Below are 25,497 nucleotides of genomic sequence, written 5' to 3' on the forward strand. Positions count from 1 at the left end.
GAGATGTCATGTCTTTGATAGGCCTCAGCCATTCGCGTCCACCGCAGTTTATGTAAAAAACTATTTTAACATATCACGTGACGACACTGTCTAGTGTCCGGTTAAGAATTGAATAGATTCAGTTGGTTGCTGAAATCGGTGTTTTCTGCCCGACCGCTGACGCCCTGCAAGGCTTGCTGGATGGACATTTTCTCGAACAGCGTGACCGACAGTATCTGTAGCAAAGTGTAGAGCGAAGCGTCCAGATCGAGACGTTTTTTGATGATGGCGACGAGTACGTAAACAGACACGGCGATCCAGATTTGCGACTTCACCCATTCTCGGATGTGCCATAGAAACGTTGGATACGAAGATGCTGCTTGATCCATTTGAAGAACAACTCCACCTGCCAGCGGCTCTTGTAGAGCGAGCAGATCGTTGCCGCAGGCAACGTAAAGTTGTTGGTCAGAAACACCAGCGTCTTGCCGCTTTCCGGGTCTTTGAAACGGATGCGCCGCAACGGCACGGGGTAGTCCCGTTGGGTGTAAAACCCATCGAGCGCAATCGTCTGGTCACAGACGATGCCTATGCTCCGGTCCGTCTTGGCGGAGTATATCCGGTGCGCATCGAGATTCGACTTGGCGCGAGTCACGAAGAACGCACCAGCCAGATGCAAGCGATGCAGACGCACGAAATCGACATACGCACGATCCATGACGTAGATGGCGCCCGGTTCCGGGATCAGCAAGTCGAGCGCACGCACGTCGTGCATCTTGCCATCCGAAACATGAATGAAGCTGGGAATGCTGCCGCGCAAATCCAGCAGGGTATGCATCTTCACCGCGGCCTTGGTCGTTCTGAAATGCGCCCAGGGAAACACCGACAGGCACAGATCGATGGTGGTCGAATCCAACGCATACACCGTATTGGTCAAGTCCAGCCCCATGTCTTCGCTGGCGTAAAGCGTACGGGCTTGGGCAATCAAACGGTGGGCGAATTCGGCATAGATACGCCAGTCGCGTCCCTCGTTGGCATCGGCCAGCGTCGAACGAGATACCGCGCTGCGGATGCCTATGTGGTACAGCTTGGCGGACTGCGCCGACAAGCAGGCTTCGATGTCGCGCAAACTCTCGCGATAGGTGAGTTGAGCGAAGGCCAGAATACGGAAGTGTTCTGCACAGGGCAGGGTTCTGACGCGATAGTCGCCTCCATGCCGGGCTACGATGCGGTGAAAGGTCTTCCATGGCAGGAAGTCCATAACTTGGGCGAACAAGGGCTTGCCAACGTACATCGCAATCTCCGGCAGCAGGAAAGCTGCCAGACTGCACGAAGGCTGGTTCGCCGTTCAAGTCAGAGACACTATAAAAATCTCCGAATGCAGCATCAGATAAGGATTCCAGAGTCATGGGGTCGTTTTTAACCGGACACTAGTGTTGTATATCATAAAAAAATAAGCTTGCTGAGATTCCGGAATTTGTCCTGTGTCCAGTTCGATGACGTTGTGTATGGCCACTCCTCCCACCACGTGAAGGGTATTGAGGTGTACCGCGAAAAACCCGTGCTGTATGGCTGCGGCGATTTCCTCAACGACTACGAGGGCATCAGCGGCCACGAACAATACCGTGGCGAGCTCGCCTTGATGTATTTCCCCACCCTGGAAGCAACCCGGCTGATAGGCATCTTGACCGACGGCGACGCTGAACCGGGAGGGGCGACAGTTCGGCACGCGGGTGGTCAGGCTGGCGGAGCAGGATTTGTTGCTTGATTGGCGCTAGCGGCGGTTCATGCGTCCTGTTGCGGCGGGATGCCAGACCTGAAATGCGCTTCCAATTCCGCCTGCAGCAGCGCCTCCTGCCCCTGATAGATGGGCGAATGGTGAAACGGCACTACCGATTTCACCCCGGCCTGATGCGCGAGCCAGCCCGCCTGGGCGGCGGTGAGGTGGTATCTGTCCCGGGCACGCGCGGCCAGTTCCTGTGCGAACACCGCCTCGATGAACAGCTTGTCGGCGTCTCGGGCCAATGCCTCGATACGCTTAGCATTACGCTCGTGATAGACCGCGTCAGTCACGTAAGCGAGCTTGAACCCGGGGGTAAGCCGTAGGCACGGCATGAGCTCGCCCAGTGTGATCAACCGGCCTTCCGGGCCCGCGATCTGGCTGTCCGGCGCACGGCCTTCCAGCACCGCCCGCTTGAGTCCCTGCAGCCACGGGCCTACCGGCAGCCCCCGCTCGGCCAGACAGTTTTTCCAGACGTTGACATGCTGCTTCTCCTCCAGGACGAAGGCGAGGCAGGGCGTGTGGTGGTCGAGGAAGGTGCAGCGCACGCGAAAGCCGGGCGCATCGAGCAGGATCCAGTCGTTCAGGCTGAGCTGTGCCTCCGCCTCGCGCCGGAAGGCATGGCGAACGCGGAATACCGCCTGTCGCGCGGCGCCATCCTCCGCCAGCTCGGTCGCGGTGATGGAAAAGTCGTTGTCGTAGCGATGCACCAGATTCCAGGTATAGGCCGAGAGCTTCGCCTGCACCTGATCCAGAAAGCCCGGTGGGCCATACAGACGCACGTTGCGCTCGCGCCCTAGGCAGATGCGCAGGAACCAGTCGAAACCCATGAAGTGATCCATGTGACAGTGGGAGACAAAGATGTCGGACACGCGCAGCAGCTTGCGCGGCGGCAAGGCGTGGATATCGCCGAGGTCGAACAGCAAGGCACTGCGCTCGAACAGAAAATCCACGAACAGCGCGGGATCGCCGAAGGGATCGTTGACGAGATAGGGATGAAACGCAGGCCGCATTCAAATCTCCAGCAGTTTCCTCGCCCAGGCCGGGACAGGCTCAGGATTGGCCAGGTCATTATTGCTTAAGGCCGCTGCAATGAACAATCTGGTCTAAACTTTTAGCATAGCCGGTGCAGAAACCGCCGGGTGGTCAAGACCGCACAAGCAAACCTGCTGCAACGCGGCAAACGGAGGTGCCGGAATGTCCAAGCGCTCGCTTCCCCTGTCCAAGGTCTACGGTCTGCTCGAACCGGGACCGGTAGTGCTGCTCACCACGGCACACAAAGGCAAAATCAACGTGATGACGATGTCGTGGCACACGATGATGGAGTTCGAGCCGCCGCTGGTGGGTTGCGTCATCAGCGGCCGCGACTTCAGCTTCACCGCCCTCAAGGCGACGCGGCAATGCGTGCTCAACATCCCGACGGCGGAGCTGGCGGCAAAGGTGGTGGGCTGCGGCAATACCTCCGGCCGTCTCGTGGACAAGTTCGAGACCTTCGGCCTGACGCCGCTACCGGCGGCGCTGGTCGGCGCGCCGCTGATTGCCGAATGCTACGCCAACCTGGAATGTCGTGTGGTCGATACGCGCCTGGTAAATCGCTACAACTTCTTCGTGCTCGATGTACTCAAGGCCTGGATCGACCCGGCCTGCAAAGACCCGCGCACGCTCCATCACCGCGGGCAAGGCGTTTTCATGGTGGCCGGCGAGACCATCAAGCTGCCATCGAAGATGAAGTAGCTGCCGCCGTCGGCGTTTGTCGCCGATGATGAAAAACAGGGTGCCGGGGAACTGGCCGGTGGGGTGGTAATCATTGAGGCTGTAGTAGTTCTGACTTGATCTGACATAAGGGTCAGCGCAAGCTGGCCTTTTTCTTTTTCATCTGTTGCGCCATTTCTGCGCCACTGGGTCTCCAGCCAGGGGGCTGCATTGTCACACCTCCGCAAACGTGCCCAGCCAAGTCCGGCACCAAAGTACTATCAACTCGCATACCCAGTGCCTCACATACACCGTATTTATGTGTAAAATAGCCAGCTGTTCGCCGCCCTGGCTGACTTCAAAATACTTCATCCTTGCCAATAGACTAACCAAGTTTCGCAAGAACACCCCTCAGGAGAGATACCAGACATGACTTCTACGGGAACGATTCTCGTCGCTATCGACGGCTCCAAGAATTCCATCATTGCAGCGGGGGCCGCAGCCCAAATGGCTAAAATGCTTAATGCCCATCTTGGCCTGCTACATGTCCTCGATTCTCCACCCTTCGCTTTCTGGGCGGGTGTCCAGGAACAGATGAAAGATGATATCCGGCATCAGGCTGAGGCCACGCTGAAAGACATCTCCGAGAAAATCAGCGCAAGCTGCCATATCATTCCCGAGTTCTACCTTATGGATGGCGTACCCGAAGAAGAAATTCTGCGCGTCGTCAATAAAGATGAAAAAATTCTTATGGTTGTCATCGGACGCGCAGGCATTGCCACCGAGAAAAAAGCCCATCCCAGCCTTAGAAAAGCTTCCGGTCGTCTGGGTATGCGACTTTCCGAATTGTTGCCTATTCCGGTGGTAATTATTCCTCCTGATATTGCACTCAACCGGATTTGCCCGGATATGGCTTCCAAGGCTGGCGAATCCGATAAAGCATAGATCAAATTTAAAATAACAGGCATACAGCTTATGGACATTTTCCTTCCTATCGCACACATGGATGTCAACCTCTGGTTGATCCTGTTTTTTGGCGGCATTGTCGGATTTCTTTCAGGCCTGGTCGGTGTTGGTGGCGGTTTTCTGATTACCCCCCTGCTCATCTTCGTGGGCGTACCGCCCATCGTTGCAGTCGCTACCGGTGCAGCACAGATCGCAGGCACGTCAGCGGGTGGCAGCTACGCCCACTGGCGCCTGGGAAATATCGACTTCAAAATGGGGATCTTCCTGCTTTGCGGTAGCTGGATAGGTGGTGGCGGTGGCGTGTACCTCGCCAAACTGTTACAGGAGAGCGGGCAGTTCGGCAACATTGTGACTTTTCTGTATGTCGGTTTGCTCGGCTTCATCGGTTCCAGCATGCTGGTCGAATCCATCAGTGCAATCCAGCATGCCGGCAAACCGGTCAAGAAAAAAGAAGGCGGCCTGGGTGCCAGGCTTGCCATATGGCTGGAAAATCTGCCTGGTCAGATGGATTTTCCGGCTTCGCAGCTACGCGCCTCGGTAATTCTTATTTTCATTTTGGGCGCTGCCGTAGGTGTACTGACATCGCTGATGGGCGTCGGCGGGGGGTTCGTCATGGTACCGGTGATGATTTATATGCTCAAAATGCCCACTAAAGTCGTCGTCGGTACGTCGCTATTCCAGCTGCTCTTTACGACGGCAGCCGTGGCGGTCATGCAAGCGGGCGTCAATCACGCGGTGGATCCGTTCCTGGCCCTGATTCTTATTTTCGGGTCGGCATTTGGTACGCAATGGGGTACAAAAATAGGCATGCGGCTTCCCGGTGAGAAACTGCGGCTGATCCTGGCACTAGTGGTAGTCGCTGTAGCCGTGAAAATGCTGATTGGGCTTTTGATTACTCCCCATGAGGTTTATTCCATGACGAGGTCTGCAGTATGAAGCACTTTACCCTGGCTATCGCTTTTATGGTTTTCTTGCTGCAGGCAGATTTTTCAGCAGCCGAAGACAATCTCATCACCCAGCTTGACTCGGATCATGTCGACATCACAGCTCATTTTACCGGCGAGCAAATACTGGTATTCGGAGCCATTGCCAACAAAGGCGACGTGATCATCAAGGTGACCTCACCGGCACAAAGCGTGGCCATGTCGCAGAAAGTTCAAAGCGGACCGATTTGGCTCGATAGCGGAAATATTACCGTCAAAAACACACCGGGCATCATGTACCTGCTGTCCAGCCACCCCATCGTTCAGATTGTGGCGCCGCAGGAATTGAAGAAATATGGCTTAAGCCTGGAAAGCGGGTTGGAAGGCAGCGTGCTTGAGGGATCGACGCACGGCATGGAAGACTGGCGGACGGCTTTTTTACGGCTCAAGCAATCCAAAAAATATTACAAGGAATTCGATAACGCCGTGACTGTAGTTGGCGATCGGCTTTTCTTTTCCAAGCTCACGCTGCCGGCCAAGCTGCCATTGGGTGAATATGCGCTGGACACGTACCTGGTGCGAGGTGGAAAAGTCACGGCGCACCAATACAGCAAACTGGAAGTGCGCCAGGTACAGTCAGAACTGTGGGTATCCAATTTTGCCCATCAGAATCCCTGGGTGTATGGGGCTTCATTCACGCTTCTGGCCATCGCCATAGGTTTGGCGCTGGGAATCATGCTACGCCGCAACAGCAATACGGACGATTGATTTAGCAGGTGTCGAACAAGCTTTGCCGCACCGCGACTGGCATCGGTTACTGAGCAAAAAAGCTCAGCACTTCGGTGAGTTCGCGACTGCGCCGCATTGGCGGCAGGCTTTGCCAGATGCGCCGTCCGTAAGGTTTGGAAAGCAGCCGCGGATCGCAGATCATCAATACGCCGCGGTCAGCTTCGTCGCGAATCAATCGGCCTGCTCCCTGTTTGAGGGTAATCACCGCATGGGGAAGCTGATATTCCATAAAGGCGTTCCCTCCGGATTGATTGATATGGCTGATACGCGCGGCCAGCACCGGATCATCCGGTGGTGCAAAAGGCAGCTTATCGATCACCACCAGTGACAGCGCCTCCCCCTTGACGTCCACACCCTCCCAGAAACTCTGACTGCCAAGCAATACGGCATTGCCAAGCTGACGAAAACGCTCGAGCAGTTCGGTGCGGGATTGCTCGCCCTGCATGAGAATGGGATATTCCAGCCCCCTTTGTTCGAAGGCCTGTTGCAACAAACCATGTGCCTCTTTCATCGCGCGTAACGAGGTAAACAGCAGAAAGGCCCTGCCTTGACTGGCGGCAATTACCGGCAATGCCGCCTCGACTACGGCACCGGTATAAGCCGGCGTGTTAGGCTCGGGCATATCCGTGGGGACATAGAGCATAGCCTGTTGGTCATAATCGAATGGACTGTCCCAGGACACGCTGGTCGCTTCCATGAGCCCGAGTTGCTTGCGGTAGTGGGCAAAATCACCTTTTACAGACAGCGTTGCTGAAGTAAAAATCCAGGCGCGTGCACTCCCCTCGATCTGCTTTTTGAATATCTCTGCCACCGACAGCGGGGTGGTATTGAACCCCAATGCGTGACTGAATACTTCCACCCAACGCACACTCTCTGCAGGGGTTGGCTCCTGCCACTTGGCATACATGTTTACCAACTCGCGTGCGCGCTGCCAGCAGCTCTCCAGGCCCGGTGCACGTTGCGCTTGCGTTTCCAGGTGCGCCACCAGTTCATCCAGAGCAGCGCCCGCCTCGACAAAAGCCGCTTCAAACCCGCTGCGGTCGCGCACTTTCTCCAGCGGCCAGCGTCCGCTATCCTCACTGAATATCAAACGCAAATCGCGTGCTGCCTTGTCCAGCTTTTTCGCTGCCTCGGGGAGTGCCGCGTAATCCTTGCACGACTGCACCGCTTCCAACCGTGCATCCCGTGCCAACTCGACTAACTGGCCGGTAGTCAGGGTTTCACCAAAGAATAACCCGGCAGTTTCAGGCAGCTGATGTGCTTCATCGAATATTACTGTATTGCATGCCGGTAGCAGTTCGGCCACACCTTCATCACGCAGCCAGACATCCGCAAAAAACAGATGATGATTGACCACGACAATATCTGCCTCAAGCGCTTTTTTGCGCGCTTCCAGCACAAAGCATTTTTTGTGATGCGGACAATCACCGCCCAGGCAATTTTCCCGGCTTGAAGTGACGTAACGCCAGATGTTGGCATCTTCGGCCACGCCATGCAGTTCTGCCTTGTCACCACTGCGACTGGATTCAGCAAAACGGTTCACTTGCTCGAGATGCGCCACATCTTCGCGCGACATGAAGCGACCTTCTTCACGTGCACGTTCCAGGTGGTAGTGACAGACATAATTGGCCCGACCCTTGAGTAGTGCCACAATGGCAGGCACTTTAAGAGCATTCCGCACATTAGGCAGATCGCGCCGATAGAGTTGGTCTTGCAGGTTTTTAGTGCCGGTAGAAATGATGACTTTGCCGCCATGCAGCAATGCAGGGGCAAGGTAGGCGAGGGTTTTTCCGGTCCCGGTGCCGGCTTCGGCGATGAGTACGCCACGAGACTCGATGGTCTGTCCAATGGCCTTGGCAAGCTCCAGTTGTTGCGCGCGTTCCCGGTAACCTGGAATTGTTGCTGCAAATACGCCCTCGGCGCTGAATACGGTTGCCAGGTCGTTCATCATGTATGGCTATTCGGATAAGCATGCATGTTAGCACGCCGTATACCCAACTTCACCTGCCAATGCGCCTTTGGCACATATGAAAACCCGGCTAAATTTGGGAAACCGTCTACAGATTCGGGACAAACCCCGGTTGAAGCAAAATCTGTAGTTGTTACAGACACCCTTAAATATCGGCAACCCAGGTCTGGATACGCAGCATGGCGCGGATGCGTGTGACTGCCTGACCATGTAACTGGCATACCCGCGATTCGGAAACACCCATTACCACGCCGATTTCCTTGAGGTTCATTTCCTGCTCGTAATAGAGCCCCATCATCTGTTTTTCGCGTTTTGGAAGGCGTCCGATGGCGTCAATTACCGCGCCACGAAAACCATTATCGATCATGCTTTGCAGGGGGTCGCTGGAAGTATCCATATGATTCCGGTCGAGGAAATTGGAGTGTCCTCCGGCTTCATGGAAATCTTCGTAATAGAGCAATTGGTGCCCACCGCCTTCGCACAGCATAAGCTGGTACTCGGCCAGGGTCAGCTTGAGATGCTTGGCAATTTCGGTCTCGCGCGGAGCCCGTCCAAGACGTTGCTGCAGCGCGCTGATTGCCACTTCGATTTTGCGCATGTTCTGACGTGCGGTACGCGGCATCCAGTCATTACTGCGCAGCTCATCCAGCATGGCACCGCGAATACGCTGCACGGCATAGGTTTCAAATTGTGCGCCGTTGGTTTCTTCGTAGCGGTTCACCGCATCCAGCAGGCCGATCATTCCGGCCTGTACCAAATCGTCCATTTCGACGCTGGGCGGCAATTTCGCTTTCATGTGATAAGCCAGGCGCTTGACCAATAAGGCATGCTGCGCAATATGGTTATTTTTGCTGGCGATTTCAGTGATGGCTGGCATGATTAAATCCTCCCTCTGGATTAAATCGGACACAGATCAGGGCTGGGGTAAAATGATAGAATGTCGTTAGCACGCTACTGGCAGCACAAACCATACGGTGCACAGCGTGGTGTATCGCATTCAGGATCATTTCCGTCCCCCCTTACACGTCTCGATTCAGTTTGCCAGTGGGTTCACTGGTTGTATGAATATTGACGTTAATCCCCGGAACTGCAAATCAGCGTAGCTCGGTATTTTTCGTAGGTAACAGCGGCGGTCTTCCTGTAAGTGTTTGTCTTACATTGTCAGTATTTTTGGCCGCCTCAATTCACCGCATGCAACGCTACATAACTTTTTATTATTTCCACATCCGCCGCCATTACTTCAAAACGCTGCGGCAGGCGTTCCAGGTCTTCCATGCTTGCCGGGCGTTCTGGATTACGCCCAAGCGCCTCTTGTATGGCGTCTTCGAATTTGGCTGGCAATGCAGTTTCCAGACACAGCATCGGCGTGCCCGGCTCATGATATTCCAGCGCGACCTTGAGACCATCTGCGGTATGCGTATCAATCATCACGCCGTATTTTTCCCAAGTATCGCGAATGGTTTCCATACGGCTTGCGTGATTGCTGGAACCGGATACCAGCCCGTATTCTGCCACCTTTTCGAACAAACCTTCCTGGTTCAGATCAAATGCGCCGCCCTGGTCCACCTCACCCCACCACTTACGCAATTGGGTTCCGTCGCGCCCGCTCAGGTCGGCGACAAAACGCTCGAAGTTGGAGGCCTTCGAGATATCCATGGACGGACTGCTGGTATGGTAGGTGTTCGCTGCACCGCGTGGACGATAGACACCGGTTTTGAAAAATTCATCGAGGACATCGTTTTCGTTGGTGGCCACAATCAGGTGCTTGACCGGCAGCCCCATCATGCGAGCAATATGCCCTGCGCAGACATTGCCAAAGTTGCCCGACGGCACCGAGAAATTCACTTGCTGGTCGTTGCTGTGAGTGGCGGCAAAATAGCCTTTGAAGTAGTACACGATCTGCGCGGCCACGCGCCCCCAGTTGATGGAATTGACCGCACCGATTTTATATTGTGCCTTGTAGGCATGATCGTTGGACACTGCCTTGACGATGTCCTGGCAGTCATCAAACACACCCTCAACGGCAATATTGAAAATATTCTGGTCTTGCAGCGAAAACATCTGTGCAGTCTGGAAACGGCTCATCTTGCCGTGCGGCGACAGCATGAACACACGGATGCCGTGTTTGCCGCGCATGGCGTATTCGGCCGAGGATCCGGTATCGCCGGAAGTAGCCCCGAGAATATTGATGTTCTGGCCAGCTTTATCGAGCACATACTCGAACAGGTTGCCCAGCAATTGCATGGCCATGTCCTTGAACGCCAGTGTAGGACCATTGGACAGGCATAGCAGGTGCAAACCGGGTTCCAGGGTATGCAACGGTGTGATGTCTGCAGCGTTTTCGTCTGGGCGTGTGTTGCAGTACACCTCGGCGGTGTAGGTCTTGTTGATGATGGCGCGCAGATCTTCAGCGGGAATGTCGTCGGCATAACGCGACAAGATTTCGAACGCCAGTTCGCGGTAACTCATACCGCGCATGCGTTCCAAATCATCGAGAGAAAACTGCGGATAGGTCTCCGGCAAATACAAGCCTCCATCCGGCGCGAGACCGCCCAGCAATATTTCGGTAAATGTTTGTGCAGGCGCTTTGCCGCGCGTGCTGATATAACGCATGACCATGGAATTTACCTCAGAAGCCCTTTTGCCAGTCTTGCGAAACTATTTGCCCAGTTGTTCTACGCGAATCCGTGCAATTTTTCCGCAAATCGCCGGGAGTGCCTCGATTTTAGCCATCGCTGCGTTGATGTTCTTCTCCATACTTTGATGCGTCAGCATGATGATGTCCACTTGCTCCTCACCCTCATGCGGCTCTTTTTGCATCATCGCATCGATCGAGATATCCAGATCGGCCAGAATGCGCGTTACATCGGCCAGCACCCCTGGCTTGTCCAGCGCGCGCAGACGCAAGTAATATGCAGTGCGCACTTCATCCATCGGCAGAATGGGCTCGTCGGAAAGTGCGTCCGGCTGAAACGCCAGGTGCGGCACGCGATTATGCGGATCGGCGGTATGCATGCGGGTAACGTCAACCAGATCGGCTACCACCGATGAGGCCGTAGGCTCAGCCCCGGCTCCGGCACCATAGTACATCGTCGCTCCCACCGCATCGCCTTTGACCAGAATGGCATTCATCGCGCCATCCACATTGGCGATCAGGCGTCGTGCCGGGATCAGCGCGGGATGGACGCGCAACTCGATACCCTTGGCGGTACGTTTGGTAATGCCCAACAGCTTGATGCGATAGCCCAGTTGTTCGGCATACTTCACGTCATCGCCGGTGAGTTTGGTAATGCCCTCGATGTAGGCACGGTCGAATTGCATGGGAATGCCGAACGCAATCGCCGACATGATGGTGAGCTTGTGTGCGGCGTCCACACCTTCCACGTCAAAGGTGGGATCCGCCTCGGCGTAGCCCAGGCGTTGCGCTTCTTTCAACATTTCGTCGAAGCCGGCTCCCTTGTCGCGCATCTCGGTCAGGATGAAATTGGTTGTGCCATTGATGATTCCGGCTATCCATTCGATACGATTGGCGGTGAGGCCCTCGCGGATTGCCTTGATGATGGGGATACCGCCACCGACAGCCGCCTCGAACGCGACCATCACGCCTTTTTTCTGCGCTGCGGCAAAGATTTCTGTCCCGTGATTGGCGATTAGCGCCTTATTGGCGGTGACCACATGTTTGCCGTTTTCGATCGCCCTCAGTATCAGCTCTTTGGCTGGGCTGATCCCTCCCATCATTTCGACCACGATGTCGATATCCGGGTTATCCACCACTGCAAACGGATTATCAGTGAGCACCAGACCGGCCGATGCATAGTGCTTTGCCTTGTCGAGATCTCGTACTGCGGCCATCGTCACACGAATCTCGCGTCCGGCGCGGCGGGTGATTTCTGCCGCATTACGACGCAACACGGTAAGCGTTCCGCCACCGACCGTGCCCAGACCGAGCAGGCCTACATTCATTGGTTTCATTACTGTTTTTTCCATTATTGTCAGTTGGCGGTGCCGTGTTGTTTACGATAGCTTTCGAGGTAACGCGCAATGCGTTCGATGGCTTCGCGCAGATGGTCTTCATGAGGCAGGAAGACCACGCGAAAATGATCTGGCTGGTGCCAGTTGAAACCACTGCCCTGCACTACCAGAACGCGTTCTTTTTCCAGTAGATCAAGAATGAAATCCTGATCATTCTGAATCGGATAGACCTTGGGATCGAGACGCGGAAATAGATACAGCGCTGCTTCCGGCTTGACACAGCTCACCCCGGGGATGGCGGTAAGCAGATCCCAAGCCAGGTCGCGCTGACGGGTAAGGCGACCATCGGGGGCCACCAGATCATTGATACTCTGATATCCACCCAACGCAGTTTGAATTGCATACTGGCCCGGCACATTTGAGCACAGGCGCATTGACGCCAGGATGCCCAGGCCCTCGATATAATCCAGTGCATGGCGTTTGTCACCTGATATCACCATCCAGCCCGCACGATAGCCGCAGGCGCGATAATTCTTGGATAAGCCATTCAATGTGACACACAGCACGTCCTCGGCCAGCGAAGCGATGGAGGTGTGGCTGCGGCCATCATAGAGAACCTTGTCGTAAATCTCGTCTGCGTAAATGATGAGTTGATGCTGACGGGCGATTTCCACAATCTCCTTGAGCAACTCTGCTGGATAGAGTGCGCCGGTGGGATTGTTCGGGTTGATCACTACAATGGCGCGGGTGTTGGGTGTGATCTTGGCGCGAATATCCGCCAGATCCGGCATCCAGCCGGCGCCTTCGTCGCAAATATAGTGACGCGGCGTGCCCCCGGCCAGACTGACTGCTGCCGTCCACAATGGATAATCCGGGGCCGGCACCAAAACCTCATCGCCCGTATTGAGCAGGGCCTGCATGGCCAGCACTATCAGCTCGGATGCCCCATTGCCGATGATGATGTCATCAATATGTACCCCGGCGATATTTTTGCCCTGGGTGTAATGCATAATCGCCTTGCGTGCGGCGAACAATCCTTTGGAATCGCTATACCCCGATGCATTGGGCAAATTGACGATTACATCCTGGATGATTTCTTCGGGTGCCTCGAAGCCAAACGGCGCCGGATTGCCGATATTCAGCTTGATAATGCGCTGCCCCTCCTCCTCCATCTGCTTGGAACGGGCAAGCACAGGACCGCGAATGTCATAACAGACATTTTCCAGCTTGGAAGATTTGCGTACCGGTCGCAGCATGGGTGCCTCTGTAATTTTCAAGGTGATGGCCCGTAATAATCTTTTTCGGATGGGTTCCGAGCGGCGGTGCATTGCTGCACCAGCTTCAAAATGTATAATCTTACCCGAGCGCAAGCCCCCGCCGCAATTGGAGAACCAGCTTGAAGTTCCATCTCACCCAGCCCGAAGGTCTAAACCTGTTCACAGGCTACGGCAACGACTTTGTCAATATCAATGGTCAGCGTTATGATGCGCCCAGTCTGGTCGTCACGCCCGATGAAATTATTGAGGATTGGCGCGTAGGTGATTTCGCCCAACTCAATGAAAATCACTTTCAGGCACTCCTCGCTCTCAAACCGGAAATCGCCTTGCTCGGCACCGGCACATCATTGCGCTTTCCCCACCCCCGTTTATCTGCCTGCCTGACCAACGCAGGTATTGGCCTCGAAGTCATGGACACCGGCGCAGCATGCCGCACTTACAATATCCTTGTGGCGGAAGGACGGCGCGTGGTGATGTGCCTATTGATCGGCATGAGCGCATGATTCGTGGCAATCGGCTGTAATACTCAGGGCATGATTTCATCAAAACCCGCTATCGCACGAAACTCTTCCACATCCTTGCATTCTTCTTTGCTGTCCGGCTTGTATATCGCAAGCAAATGCGCAATGCCGTAACTTTGAGCTGAGCGTAATACCGGCAAGCTGTCATCCACCAGCAGTGTTCTGGCCGGATCATAAGGTTCAGTGCTTTGTAGCGCGTGCCAGAAATCCGGATGCTCTTTGGGCAGACCGATCTGGTGAGAGGTAATCATCGCATCGAAATGGATATCGAGGCGGGTGCACTGCATTTTCAAGGTGAGACTTTTATGATGGGCGTTGGTTACCAACGCGACGCGTTTTCCGGCGGCGCGGATGGCCTGCAAAAACTCCGGGACCTGCGGATGGATTGCAATGAGGTGCTGGACTTCCGTTTTCAGCCTGGCGATATCGAGTTGGAGTTCGCGGCTCCAGAAATCCACACAATACCAGTTGAGCGTGCCGAGATGTCGCTGGTATCGCCCGGCCAGATCAGCGTGCGCATCGGCCAGCGGAATGCCATGCAATTCGGCATAACGACGCGGGACATGCTGGCGCCAAAAAAAATTATCGAAGTGCAGATCCAGCAAGGTTCCGTCCATATCAAGCAGGACGGTATCGATCGCCTGCCAGTCAAGCATACCTGTTCACAACAGCGCATCCTTGTTAAAACCGTTGCGTTTCAGCATACGCCGCAATTGGTGCAGGGCTTCCATCTGAATTTGGCGCACACGTTCACGGGTGACATCGAGGCTTGCTGCCAGCTGTTCCAAAGTATGTACGTTTTGTCCACCCAGTCCGAAACGACGTTCAATTACCCAACGCTGCTTGTCATTCAGATCTCTCAGCCACAGACGCACGAAAGTTTCCGTTTCCGCATGCTCGAGCATATCTTCCGGCAATTCACTGTTGTCATCGGCAATGGCTTCTCCGATAGATAAACTGGGATCAATATCGAGCGGGGCATCAAGCGATGCCACACGGTCATTCAATCGCAGCATGCGCCGCACCTCTTCAATCGATAGCCCGACCAGATGCGCGATGTCTTCGTCACTCGGGTCGCTGACACCATGCTTTTCCAGATGACGACGCGCTCGCAAAATGACATTGAGTTCCTTGATAACGTGCACCGGCAGGCGGATGGTGCGCGACTGATTCATGATGGCGCGCTCGATATTCTGCCTTATCCACCATGTGGCATAGGTCGAAAACCGGAATCCACGTTCCGGTTCAAATTTTTCCAGGGCATGAATCAGTCCGAGGTTACCCTCTTCGATCAGATCCAGCAGCGCCAGTCCGCGATTGGCGTAATGCTTGGCGATATTCACCACCAGTCGCAGATTGTGTTCGATCATTTTCTGGCGGGCATCAAAATCACCCGCACGGGTAAGCTCGGCCAAATGGCGTTCCTCAACAGGACTGAGCAATGCGTTATGGCCAATCTCGTTGAGATACATCTGCGTCACATCCGTATGCAGGTCTTCAGTCAGCCCCGGCTCGATATCCGGCACTTCGGGCTGGAGTTTGTCCTCCTGGATGCCGCTGTAGTCTTCCTGCTCGCTGTCGTCGTGCATCGCTATTTTTGTGCCCCGGGAAGATATGTCATCGGATCAATCGGCTTACCCATTTTTCTGATTTCAAAATGCAGCTCGACTTGATCAGCATCGCTGTCACCCATTTCAGCAATTTTCTGTCCGCTTACAACTGTCTGTCCCTCTTTCACCAGAACCAGTTGATTGTGTGCATAAGCACTTAAATAAATCGGGTTATGTTTGATAATAACCAGCTTGCCATAACCGCGCAAACCTTCCCCGCTATATACCACTTTTCCTGATGCGGCGGCGAATATGGCTTGACCTGCTTTGCCCGCGATATCCAGTCCCTTGCTGTTTTTGGCCTCGTCAAACCCGGCGATGACCCGACCTTGTGTCGGCCAGATCCAATCTATACCGCTATCATTGCTTGCGTTGGCTCCCGGGGTCGCTTTGGGTTGCACACCAGCCGCTTCAGCTACCGTACCAGGGGCAGCACTCGGCGTAGCGGAGGGAGCTGGCTGAGCTTGGCCGGTTTGCTCAAGTTGCGCCAACGCTGCGCTGGAGTAAGGTAATTTGACTGCCTTGGGCTGAGTAATCAATACTGCGCTGCTTGCTACCTGGGCCTGCGCTAGCGGTTCGATTTTGAGGGGGATAGTCTGAACAGTTGATTCTGTTGAAGTTGAAGTGGCTGGAGCTGCAGCACTCTCTGGCTGCGGCGGAGTCAGCTTCAATACCTGCCCGATATGGATCAGGGAATTGTCAGGCAATGCATTCCAATTCACCAGATCACGATAGTCCAGTCCATATTCCAGTGCAATGCTATAAAGCGTGTCGCCTTTTTGCACGGTGTGGGTAGCTGGTCGGCCACCAGGCAGCCTTGCAATGCCCACTGAAGACTTGGCAATATTGTTTGCGCCAGTCCGTGTGCCATCTACCACGGGTGCTGACCGTTGCGTGGCGCATCCGCCCAAAATCAGGATCACAGCAAGCGGATAAACGGGGAACCGAAGCTTGCCAATTAGCATCACGTCAACGCACTCCCGGCAACAGTGGAACAAAATGAACCATTTCCAGAACCTTCTCCTGAAAACCTTCCGAGGTGCGCTCGATCAGCACCATTTGCTGCGTTTCACCGATGCCGCGCGGCAATACCATCCGTCCGCCTTCCGCCAATTGTTCCAGTAAAGCCTGCGGCGGTACGGGAATAGCTGCGGCGAGGATAATGCCATCGAAAGGCGCCACATCTTTTAACCCAATGCTACCATCGCCATGTTTAAGTTTAATATTGCCGATACGCAGTTCGCGTATGGTACGCCGCGCGCGTCCCAGCAGCGTAGCAATACGCTCAACCGAGTAGACTTCGCGAGCCAGTTTAGCCAGTACTGCGGCCTGATATCCACACCCGGTACCGACTTCCAGCACACGCTGCAGATCGGCACCGCCACGCAGCACTTCGATCATACGTGCAACGCTATAGGGGCTGGAAATGGTTTGGCCAAAACCTATCGGCAATGCACTGTCTTCATAAGCCCGAATGGACAATGCCTCATCCACAAAGATATGTCGGGGCACCATCCCCATCGCAGTCAAGACGTTATTGTCCTTGATCCCCTGTGCACGCAAACGTTCAACCATGCGTGCACGGGTGCGCTCGGAGGTCATGCCAATACCGCTGTGACGCGTCACACTCATGCCTTCAACCATACCTGCAGGGGTTCCAATTGACTGAACTGGGTGAGATCCATCTGCAATGGCGTGATCGATACACGCTTTTTCGCCACTGCATGGAAATCAGTGCCCTTGCCTGCGTCCTGCGCTGCACCAGCCGCGCCTACCCAATACACAGTCTGGCCGCGCGGATTACTTGATCTGACCACTGGTTCGGCCTTGTGGCGACGCCCGAGGCGGGTGATTTCGGTTCCCTTCAAATCCTGGTAGGGGACATCCGGCACATTCACATTGAGTAGCAGCGGCTCCGCAAAAGGACGTGCCATGACGCGCTGCGCGAGCTCACTGGCAACGCGCGCAGCGGTAGCATAATTGCCCGCCGAATAGCTTGCCAGGGATATCGCCAATGAGGGTACGCCCAGTAAAAAACCCTCGGTGGCAGCCGCTATGGTGCCCGAATAAATTGTGTCGTCGCCCATGTTGGCACCGTGATTGATGCCTGAAATGACCATATCAGGAAGATGATCCAGCATACCTGTGACCGCAAGATGAACACAATCTGTAGGGGTGCCATTGACATAATAAAACCCCGTGCTCGCCTGTCGCAGCATGAGCGGACGATCCAGAGTGAGCGAATTGCTGGCGCCACTACGATCCCGCTCGGGAGCGACTACCGTAATGTCTGCGATGTGTGAGAGGGTATCCGCCAGAATGGCGAGACCGGGTGCGAAGTAACCATCGTCGTTGCTCAACAAAATGCGCATAGTGGACGATTACTCTGAAATTCCCGTGAATTGCTTTCTAAAAAGGTGTGGCACCTGAGTTTGGTTCTGGTCGGGGCGAGAGGATTTGAACCTCCGACCACTTGCACCCCATGCAAGTACGCTACCAGGCTGCGCTACGCCCCGAAGGCCGCGATTATAGCAGAGTCTGTAGCGGCACAACAAAGCAAAAACTAAAAAATCACAAGTGCAACAACTCTACAATCGCCATCATTTCGCGGCGCAGTTCGGCATAATCCGCTGTTAATTTAGTCACGGTGGGTGCTGCCTCGGCGGCATCGGCAGTAGCCAGCACATCCAGGCGATGGCGTGCACCATTGATCGTGAATCCCTGCTCATACAGCAGTTCGCGGATACGCCGAATCAGCAGCACTTCGTGGTGCTGATAGTAGCGCCGGTTACCACGCCGCTTGACTGGTTTGAGTTGACCGAATTCCTGTTCCCAGTAACGCAACACATGTGGTTTCACTCCGCACAGTTCGCTGACTTCACCGATCGTGAAGTAACGCTTGGCAGGAATCAGCGGCAGCTGACTAGTTGGCTGATGTTCCGCCATGTGCATCTTCTACCTGCGATTTAAGTTTCTGGCTGGCGTGAAATGTCACCACTCGACGTGCCGTGATAGGCATTTCCTCACCGGTTTTTGGATTGCGCCCAGGACGTTGCGGCTTGTCGCGCAACTGGAAATTTCCAAATCCGGAAAGCTTAACGGTATCTCCAGTTTCCAGTGCGACGCGTATTTCTTCGAAGAACGACTCCACCATGTCTTTGGCTTCGCGTTTATTTAGTCCAACTTTTTCGAACAGCATGTCTGCCAGTTCTGCCTTGGTCAGGGTCATGACTACCTCAGGAACGTAATTGTGCGTTGAATTTTTGTTTTAACAAATCGGTGAAAATCGCCATGACGGCATCCACCTCAGTGTCTGTGAATGTCTTTTGAGTATCTTGCAACAGCACCCGGAATGCAAGACTTTTTTTATCAGAATCAATGCCTTTGCCGCGATACACGTCAAACAACGCAATCTCGGCAATACCCTCGACGCGCGCTGCGTACATCGCATCAATCAAAGTCTGAACCGGTATCGATTCATCAACAATCACCGCCAGATCACGACGCGCACTCTGGAAACGCGAAATTTCACCATGCTTCGGCAGCATCCGTCCTAACAAGGTCTGCAGGGAGAGTTCGAATAAAACAGGTGCAGTCGCCAAATCATATTGTTGCGACAACCGTGGATGCAAGCTACCCAACCAACCTGCATGGACGTCATCCAGCCAAATTTCGGCGCACTGTCCAGGATGCAATGCAGGATGCACCGACTTTTCAAAGCGTGCACGCTGCGGCGAATACAGGGCCTCAATGTCAGCTTTGACATCAAAAAAATCCACGTTCCGAGCTGCGCTGCCCCACTGCTCTGACATGGCGTCGCCGTATACCAACCCGGCCAGGCGTTGCGGCTGATCAAAACCCTCGACTGCCGGAAGATAACAACGTCCACTTTCGAAAATTCGCACGCGATCCTGGCGTCGGTTCAAATTGTTGCGCAGCACATCCATCAAACCGCCCAGCAAAGTTGAGCGCATCACGCCCATCTGGCTGGCGATCGGGTTTTTCAGGGTGACAGGCTGAGCGCCGGGTGCGAAATCAGCTTCCCATGCCGCATCCACAAAGCTATAGGTAATGACCTCCTGGTAATCACGCGCGGTGAGCAGAGTGCGCAATGCATCCACTCCACGCTGGTGCTCTGGTTGCGGCAGCATACTCAGGCGCGCGACCGGGGCCTGCGCAACGATGTTGTCGTAGTCATAGAGCCGTGCCAGTTCTTCAATCAGGTCTTCCTCGATATTCAGGTCAAAGCGGTAGCTGGGTGGCGTCACGCGATAAACGGCCCCCTCGCGCTGAAAGTTTAAACTCAGGCGGCCCAGCAATTCCTCCACCCGCGCGTCGCTCAGCGTCACGCCCAACACTTTGCTGGCGCGCGCGCTGCGCAGCACGACAGGTGCACGTTGCGGCAAATCACCGCTGACTTCGGTGATTGCGCCTGCCGCGCCACCGCAAATTTCAAGTATCAGTGCCGTGGCCCGCTCCAGCGCATTGCGCGTGGCTGCGTAATCCACCCCGCGCTCAAAACGGTGCGAGGAATCGGTGGACAAGCCCAGCCGGCGCGCACGTCCGGCAATCGCGTCGGGGTTGAAATAGGCTGCTTCAAGGAAAATTTCCGAGGTATTTTCATCCACTGCAGTGGCTGCCCCACCCATGATGCCAGCGAGCGCCTGCACACCATTGTCATCGGCGATCACCAGCATGTCGGCTTCCAGCGTCGCACGCTGATCATTCAGAAGTGTCAGCGTTTCACCCGCTGCGGCCATGCGCACCTGTATATCGCCAGCCAGCTTCCCCAGATCAAAAGCATGCAAAGGCTGCCCCAATTCCAGCAACACATAGTTGGTGATGTCTACGACCGGACTGATACTACGCAGACCACTACGGGAAAGCCTCTCTATCATCCAGGCCGGTGTTCGAGCTGCGCGGTTGAGCTGACTGATGACGCGACCGCAATAACGCGGGCAGCCTTGTTTGGCTGTCACCTGCACTCTGCGGGCAAGGCTGCCGGTGACTGTAGCAGGTACAATCCGAGGCAAGCTCAACGGACTACCGGTCAGCGCAGCCACTTCACGCGCAACGCCGACCACACTCAGGCAATCGCTGCGATTGGGGGTCAGTTTGAGCGTATAAAGTTTGTCATCCAGATGCAGATAATCGCGGATATTCTTACCCACTGGAGCATCGTCCGGCAACAACAGCAGGCCATCGGCTTCTTCTGTCAGTCCCAATTCGCGCGCCGAGCACAACATACCCTGCGATTCGATACCGCGCAGTTTGGCTTTCCTGATTTCAAAGCCCGGCAAGCTGGCACCGATCAGTGCGCAAGGCACACGAACGCCTTCAGCCACGTTGGGCGCGCCACATACGATTTGCAATGGATTACCGGTTCCCGCCTCCACCTGGCACACGCGCAAGCGATCCGCATCAGGATGTGGCGCTACCGACAGTACTTGCCCCACCACCACACCGGAAAAATCCGCTGCGACCGGATCCAGCGCTTCGACCTCTAGTCCAGCCATAGTCAAAAGATGAGACAGTGCTGCGCTATCCAGCGCCGGATTCACAAGAGTGCGTAACCAGAGTTCAGAGAATTTCATGTTGACGGATCAGTTGAACTGTTTCAAAAAACGTAAATCATTCGCAAAAAAGAGGCGCAGATCGTCAACGCCGTAGCGCAGCATCGCCAGCCGCTCTACGCCCATGCCGAACGCGAATCCAAGATATTTTTCGCTATCCACATGCACGTGCCCCAATACGTTGGGGTGCACCATGCCGCAGCCCAGCACTTCCAGCCAGCCGGTATGACTGCATACGCGGCAACCGTCGCCACCGCACATCACACAAGCAATATCCATTTCCGCCGATGGTTCGGTGAACGGAAAAAACGACGGGCGGAAACGCACTTTCAGGTCATCGCGCTCAAAAAATCGCTGCATGAAATCCGCCAGCACGCCTTTCAATGCAGCGAAACTCACCTCCTCATCCACCCACAATCCCTCGACTTGATGAAACATCGGAGTATGGGTCACATCGGAATCGCAGCGATATACCCGTCCCGGTGCGATGATCTTGACCGGTGGCTTATTAGTCTGCAGATAATGTATCTGCACCGGCGATGTGTGGGTTCGCAGCAAATGCTTGTCATCCACGTAGAAGGTATCGTGCATGGCGCGTGCCGGATGGTTTTCCGGAATATTCAGCGCGGTGAAATTATAGAAATCGGTTTCAATCTCCGGGCCTTCTGCCACCTCGAAACCGATCGAGGCGAACAGCGCCTGGATGCGTGACAGCGTGCGCGTGACCGGATGCAAACCGCCGGTGCCGAGACCGCGTCCGGGCAAGGTGACATCCAGGGTTTCCGCCGCCAGCTTGCTATCCAGTTGCGCCTGCGCCAAGGCAATGCGACGCGCTTCCAGTGCTTGCTGAATCCGTTCCTTGGCAAGATTGATCAAATTGCCCGCAGCGGGGCGTTCTGCGGCAGGGAGCTTGCCGAGTTGCTTCAGTTGCTCAGTAAGCAAACCTGATTTTCCAAGATAGCGGGCTTTTGCCTGTTCCAGCTCAACTACCTGGTTGACTGCCGCGAATTTCGCTAATGCTTCGGCGACGATATGGTCGAAATTTTGCATGGTAATTTGTCTCAGGAGAGCGTTTCTAGAAATTCAACCAACACATGATGCATCCATGCATGATTGAATTTTTGGAAGCGCCCACAAAAAAGGAGGCCGACGGCCTCCCTTTTTGAAGGATAGCCAGCTTTAGACCGCCAATTTGGCTTTGGCCTGCTCGGCAAGCAGCGCGAACGCAGGTTTGTCGAACACCGCCAGATCGGCCAATACCTTGCGATCCAGCACGATTTCGGCTTTTTTCAGACCGTTCATGAATACGCTGTAACGCATTCCGCACTCACGTGCAGCCGCGTTGATACGCGCAATCCACAGCGAACGGAACTGACGCTTGCGCTGACGACGGTCACGGTAGGCATACTGCCCCGCCTTCATTACCGCCTGCTTGGCGACACGGTAGACGTTTTTGCGGCGACCGCGATAGCCTTTGGCCAGGTCGAGAACTTTTTTGTGACGCGCGCGCGCCGTTACACCACGTTTTACTCTTGGCATGTGATCTCTCCTTTATGCGTAGGGCAACATGGCGCGAACGGAACGCATGTTGGTCGCATCGACCATCATCGTGCCACGCAACTGGCGCTTGTTCTTGGTGGTTTTCTTGGTGAGAATGTGGCGCTTGAAAGCCTGACCGCGCTTTACGCCACCATTCGCCAGCGCCTTGAAGCGCTTGGCCGCACCCGATTTGGTTTTCATCTTCGGCATTGCATTACTCCTGTTGGGCAAGACGCCGGGCAGCCTCACAACGAGACATTTAGGAACCCGGACATCCGCGAAACATCCGGCGGCATTTACCGCCGGATGGTTTTCGCCAGATTACAGCGAAAATTCCTCAATCGAACAGGCTGCATTACGATTACGGCCTGTTCGAGAATTCTTGTTTACTTTTTCTTGGGACCCAGCATCATTACCATCTGCCGGCCTTCCATCTTGGGAAACTGCTCGACTACAGCCTGCTCAGCCAGGTCTGCTTCCACGCGCCTTAACTGCGCCAGACCGATTTCCTGGTGCGCCATTTCACGACCGCGAAAGCGCAAGGTTACTTTCGCCTTGTCACCTTCTTCAAGGAAACGAATCAGGTTGCGCAGCTTGATCTGATAATCACCTTCGTCAGTATTGGGCCGGAACTTCACTTCCTTGACCTGAATCTGCTTTTGCTTAACCTTGGCCTCGTGCTGGCGCTTGCTTTGCTGATATTTGAACTTGCCGTAGTCCATCAGGCGGCATACGGGCGGCTTGGCTTGCGGGGCGATTTCCACCAAGTCCACTTCGGCTTCCTCAGCCAGTTTCAACGCTTCGGCAGCGCTGACGATACCAAGGGGTTCTCCTTCCAGCCCGACCAAACGAATCTCTGGCCAGGTGATTTCATCGTTGACCCGTGTTTCTTTATCCTGAGCGATAGCTGCAACTCCTGTAAATCAAAAGACAAGAGGAGTGAGAAAACCTCACTCCTCGCTTGGTTTGCGCAGCGCTACAGCTTCCTTGAGTTGTGCCATAAACACTTCCAAAGGCATCTGGCCGAGATCCTGGCCCGTACGCGTACGCACTGCAACCATGCCTGCGGCCATTTCCTTGTCGCCGATGATCAGCTGATAAGGCAGCTTTTGCAAACTATGTTCCCGAATTTTATAGGTTATTTTCTCATTTCTCAAGTCTGTCGTCACACGCAGGCCTTCCTGACGCATCGCATCACAGACTTTTTGCGCATATTCAGCCTGATTGTCGGTGATATTCATCACCACTACTTGCACCGGCGCCAGCCATAGCGGGAAGTTACCGGCATGATGCTCGATCAGGATACCGATGAAGCGTTCCATCGAACCGAGAATCGCACGGTGCAGCATTACCGGCGCTTTGCGCGTATTGTCCTCGTCCACGAATTCCGCATCCAGCCGCACTGGCAGATTGAAGTCGAGCTGGATGGTGCCGCATTGCCATAGGCGTCCAAGGCTGTCTTTAAGCGTAAATTCTATCTTGGGTCCGTAGAAGGCGCCTTCACCCGGTTGCAGGTCGTATTCCAGGCCATTCTGTTGCAATGCGGCCGCCAGGCCAGCTTCGGCCTTGTCCCAGGTTTCGTCTGAACCCACGCGTTTCTCCGGGCGAGTGGACAGCTTGACCAGCATGTCGTTGAAGCCGAAGTCCGCATAGACCTTTTGCAGCATGACGATAAAGTCCGCCACCTCGGATTCGATCTGCGTTTCGGTACAGAAAATATGCGCATCATCCTGGGTAAAGCCGCGCACCCGCATCAAGCCATGCAGCGAACCGGACGGCTCGTTGCGGTGGCATGAACCGAATTCCGCCAGACGCAAGGGCAGGTCACGGTAGCTGCGCAGACCATGATTGAATATCTGCACATGACCGGGGCAGTTCATCGGCTTGACCGCGTACTCGCGGTTTTCCGACGCGGTGGTAAACATGTTGTCGCGATAATTTTCCCAGTGGCCGGATTTTTCCCACATCTGCCGGTCCATGATCGTCGGTGTGCGCACTTCCTGATAACCGTATTCGCGGAATTTTTCGCGCATGTACTGCTCGATCTGCTGCCAGATCACCCAACCGTTGGGGTGCCAGAACACCATGCCCGGCGCTTCATCCTGCATGTGAAACAGGCTGAGCTGCTTTGCCAGCTTGCGGTGATCGCGCTTCTCGGCTTCTTCCAGACGATACAGGTAAGCATCGAGGTCTTCCTTTTTCGCCCACGCAGTGCCGTACACGCGCTGCAGCATTTCGTTGCGGTGATCGCCGCGCCAGTACGCGCCGGCCAGCTTCATCAACTTGAAATGCTTGAGCTTGCCGGTAGACGGCACATGCGGCCCGCGGCACAGGTCGGTGAAATCACCTTCGGTATACAGCGACACATCCTCATTCGCCGGGATGGAGGCGATGATTTCCGCCTTGTAGTACTCACCAAGGCCCTTGAAATACGCCACCGCTTCGTCGCGCGGCAGAACTTTGCGGCTGACCTGGATATCACGCTTGGCCAACTCGGCCATCTTTTTCTCGATGGCCTGCAAATCTTCCGGCGTAAACGGGCGCTTATAGGAAAAATCGTAGTAGAAGCCATCCTCGATGACCGGGCCGATGGTCACTTGCGCATCCGGATAGAGCTCTTTCACCGCGTAGGCCAGCAGGTGTGCGGTAGAGTGACGGATCATGTCCAGGCCATTGGCATCGCGGTCGGTCACAATAGACAGTTGCGCATCCTGCGCGATGACGAAACTGGTATCCACCAGCGCGCCATCAACTCGACCGGCCAGCGCAGCCTTGGCCAGCCCGGCGCCTATCGAGGCGGCGACTTCAGCCACCGTGACCGGCTGGGGGAAACTGCGCACAGAACCATCTGGCAAAGTGACATTCAACATTGATTTCTCCGGCACAAAACAAAAAAGCGCGGATAGCCGC

25 protein-coding genes, 1 tRNA gene and 1 pseudogene are annotated in these 25,497 nt (G+C 54.9%); 6 read left to right on the forward strand and 21 right to left on the reverse strand.

Annotated elements, in window-relative coordinates; genetic code table 11:
• Positions 1-101: 101 nt before the first annotated feature.
• A pseudogene (locus EI185_RS13560) lies at positions 102-1,270 on the reverse strand (IS4 family transposase).
• Positions 1,271-1,519: 249 nt separating this feature from the next.
• Between EI185_RS13560 and EI185_RS13565 the strand changes: the two are divergent.
• Positions 1,520-1,744 carry a CapA family protein gene (locus EI185_RS13565; protein WP_262982399.1) on the forward strand — a complete coding sequence of 75 codons (225 nt, stop codon included), beginning with the start codon at positions 1,520-1,522 and terminating at the stop codon, positions 1,742-1,744.
• A 17-nt stretch (positions 1,745-1,761) separates the two neighbouring features.
• On the opposite strand, the gene EI185_RS13570 is transcribed toward EI185_RS13565, so the two are convergent.
• Positions 1,762-2,769 (reverse strand): ribonuclease Z, encoded by a 1,008-nt coding sequence (locus EI185_RS13570; RefSeq protein WP_124705692.1) that lies wholly within the window; start codon positions 2,767-2,769, stop codon positions 1,762-1,764.
• A 184-nt stretch (positions 2,770-2,953) separates the two neighbouring features.
• On the opposite strand from EI185_RS13570, the gene EI185_RS13575 reads away from it, so the two are divergent.
• The 4 genes from EI185_RS13575 to EI185_RS13590 all read left to right on the forward strand — a co-directional run bounded on the left by EI185_RS13575 (position 2,954) and on the right by EI185_RS13590 (position 6,105).
• The gene (locus EI185_RS13575) at positions 2,954-3,490 is read left to right on the forward strand and encodes a flavin reductase family protein (protein WP_124705693.1); all 537 of its coding nucleotides are present in this window, start codon (positions 2,954-2,956) and stop codon (positions 3,488-3,490) included.
• Between the two features lie 387 nt (positions 3,491-3,877).
• Positions 3,878-4,393: a universal stress protein gene (locus EI185_RS13580; RefSeq protein ID WP_124705694.1), complete on the forward strand. Its 516-nt coding sequence runs from the start codon at positions 3,878-3,880 to the stop codon at positions 4,391-4,393.
• A 30-nt stretch (positions 4,394-4,423) separates the two neighbouring features.
• Positions 4,424-5,350 carry a sulfite exporter TauE/SafE family protein gene (locus EI185_RS13585; protein ID WP_124705695.1) on the forward strand — a complete coding sequence of 309 codons (927 nt, stop codon included), beginning with the start codon at positions 4,424-4,426 and terminating at the stop codon, positions 5,348-5,350.
• Entirely contained in the window at positions 5,347-6,105 is a 759-nt protein-coding gene (locus EI185_RS13590) for a TIGR02186 family protein (protein WP_124705696.1), read from the forward strand. Before EI185_RS13585 ends, EI185_RS13590 begins: the two co-directional genes overlap by 4 nt.
• A gap of 46 nt (positions 6,106-6,151) precedes the next feature.
• Here the strand turns inward: EI185_RS13590 and yoaA are convergent, their stop codons facing one another.
• The 5 genes from yoaA to EI185_RS13615 form a co-directional block, all read right to left on the reverse strand.
• Complete coding sequence (yoaA, locus tag EI185_RS13595; RefSeq protein WP_124705748.1) at positions 6,152-8,074, reverse strand: DNA repair helicase YoaA; 1,923 nt, start codon at positions 8,072-8,074, stop codon at positions 6,152-6,154.
• A gap of 166 nt (positions 8,075-8,240) precedes the next feature.
• Positions 8,241-8,972 (reverse strand): RNA polymerase sigma factor FliA, encoded by a 732-nt coding sequence (locus tag EI185_RS13600; RefSeq protein WP_124705697.1) that lies wholly within the window; start codon positions 8,970-8,972, stop codon positions 8,241-8,243.
• Between the two features lie 302 nt (positions 8,973-9,274).
• Complete coding sequence (gene thrC, locus EI185_RS13605) at positions 9,275-10,708, reverse strand: threonine synthase (RefSeq protein ID WP_124705749.1); 1,434 nt, start codon at positions 10,706-10,708, stop codon at positions 9,275-9,277.
• Between the two features lie 45 nt (positions 10,709-10,753).
• The gene (locus tag EI185_RS13610; protein WP_124705698.1) at positions 10,754-12,067 is read right to left on the reverse strand and encodes a homoserine dehydrogenase; all 1,314 of its coding nucleotides are present in this window, start codon (positions 12,065-12,067) and stop codon (positions 10,754-10,756) included.
• A gap of 20 nt (positions 12,068-12,087) precedes the next feature.
• Positions 12,088-13,323 (reverse strand): pyridoxal phosphate-dependent aminotransferase, encoded by a 1,236-nt coding sequence (locus EI185_RS13615; RefSeq protein ID WP_124705699.1) that lies wholly within the window; start codon positions 13,321-13,323, stop codon positions 12,088-12,090.
• Positions 13,324-13,463: 140 nt separating this feature from the next.
• Between EI185_RS13615 and EI185_RS13620 the strand changes: the two genes are divergently transcribed.
• A complete protein-coding gene (locus EI185_RS13620) occupies positions 13,464-13,847 on the forward strand; it encodes an Mth938-like domain-containing protein (protein WP_124705700.1) in 384 nt (127 codons plus the stop codon).
• A gap of 23 nt (positions 13,848-13,870) precedes the next feature.
• Here EI185_RS13620 and yrfG read toward each other — a convergent pair whose 3' ends face one another.
• The 14 genes from yrfG to thrS form a co-directional block, all read right to left on the reverse strand.
• Positions 13,871-14,521 (reverse strand): GMP/IMP nucleotidase, encoded by a 651-nt coding sequence (gene yrfG, locus EI185_RS13625; RefSeq protein ID WP_124705701.1) that lies wholly within the window; start codon positions 14,519-14,521, stop codon positions 13,871-13,873.
• A gap of 6 nt (positions 14,522-14,527) precedes the next feature.
• On the reverse strand, positions 14,528-15,454 hold the full coding sequence (gene rpoS, locus EI185_RS13630; protein ID WP_124705702.1) for an RNA polymerase sigma factor RpoS: 927 nt from the start codon (positions 15,452-15,454) through the stop codon (positions 14,528-14,530).
• A gap of 2 nt (positions 15,455-15,456) precedes the next feature.
• Complete coding sequence (locus EI185_RS13635; RefSeq protein ID WP_262982400.1) at positions 15,457-16,260, reverse strand: peptidoglycan DD-metalloendopeptidase family protein; 804 nt, start codon at positions 16,258-16,260, stop codon at positions 15,457-15,459.
• Between the two features lie 184 nt (positions 16,261-16,444).
• Positions 16,445-17,107 carry a protein-L-isoaspartate(D-aspartate) O-methyltransferase gene (locus tag EI185_RS13640; RefSeq protein ID WP_370685771.1) on the reverse strand — a complete coding sequence of 221 codons (663 nt, stop codon included), beginning with the start codon at positions 17,105-17,107 and terminating at the stop codon, positions 16,445-16,447.
• On the reverse strand, positions 17,104-17,847 hold the full coding sequence (gene surE, locus EI185_RS13645) for a 5'/3'-nucleotidase SurE (protein WP_124705704.1): 744 nt from the start codon (positions 17,845-17,847) through the stop codon (positions 17,104-17,106). Before surE ends, EI185_RS13640 begins: the two co-directional genes overlap by 4 nt.
• A 67-nt stretch (positions 17,848-17,914) precedes the next feature.
• Positions 17,915-17,991 (reverse strand) — tRNA-Pro (locus EI185_RS13650).
• A 55-nt stretch (positions 17,992-18,046) separates the two neighbouring features.
• Positions 18,047-18,421 (reverse strand): MerR family transcriptional regulator, encoded by a 375-nt coding sequence (locus tag EI185_RS13655; RefSeq protein WP_124705705.1) that lies wholly within the window; start codon positions 18,419-18,421, stop codon positions 18,047-18,049.
• On the reverse strand, positions 18,399-18,704 hold the full coding sequence (locus EI185_RS13660; RefSeq protein ID WP_124705706.1) for an integration host factor subunit alpha: 306 nt from the start codon (positions 18,702-18,704) through the stop codon (positions 18,399-18,401). The genes EI185_RS13655 and EI185_RS13660 overlap by 23 nt, the downstream gene beginning before the upstream one ends.
• A gap of 7 nt (positions 18,705-18,711) precedes the next feature.
• A complete protein-coding gene (pheT, locus tag EI185_RS13665; protein WP_124705707.1) occupies positions 18,712-21,069 on the reverse strand; it encodes a phenylalanine--tRNA ligase subunit beta in 2,358 nt (785 codons plus the stop codon).
• A gap of 9 nt (positions 21,070-21,078) precedes the next feature.
• Positions 21,079-22,098 (reverse strand): phenylalanine--tRNA ligase subunit alpha, encoded by a 1,020-nt coding sequence (pheS, locus tag EI185_RS13670; protein ID WP_124705708.1) that lies wholly within the window; start codon positions 22,096-22,098, stop codon positions 21,079-21,081.
• Positions 22,099-22,227: 129 nt separating this feature from the next.
• Positions 22,228-22,587, reverse strand: coding sequence for a 50S ribosomal protein L20 (gene rplT, locus EI185_RS13675; RefSeq protein ID WP_124705709.1), 360 nt, complete (start codon positions 22,585-22,587; stop codon positions 22,228-22,230).
• Between the two features lie 12 nt (positions 22,588-22,599).
• The gene (rpmI, locus tag EI185_RS13680) at positions 22,600-22,797 is read right to left on the reverse strand and encodes a 50S ribosomal protein L35 (RefSeq protein WP_124705710.1); all 198 of its coding nucleotides are present in this window, start codon (positions 22,795-22,797) and stop codon (positions 22,600-22,602) included.
• A gap of 176 nt (positions 22,798-22,973) precedes the next feature.
• A complete protein-coding gene (infC, locus tag EI185_RS13685; RefSeq protein WP_124705711.1) occupies positions 22,974-23,492 on the reverse strand; it encodes a translation initiation factor IF-3 in 519 nt (172 codons plus the stop codon).
• 45 nt (positions 23,493-23,537) lie between these two features.
• Positions 23,538-25,457, reverse strand: coding sequence for a threonine--tRNA ligase (gene thrS, locus EI185_RS13690; RefSeq protein ID WP_124705712.1), 1,920 nt, complete (start codon positions 25,455-25,457; stop codon positions 23,538-23,540).
• Between the last annotated feature and the right edge of the window lie 40 nt (positions 25,458-25,497).

The sequence above is a fragment of the Sulfuriferula multivorans genome, assembly GCF_003851125.1.
GTDB lineage: Bacteria > Pseudomonadota > Gammaproteobacteria > Burkholderiales > Sulfuriferulaceae > Sulfuriferula > Sulfuriferula multivorans.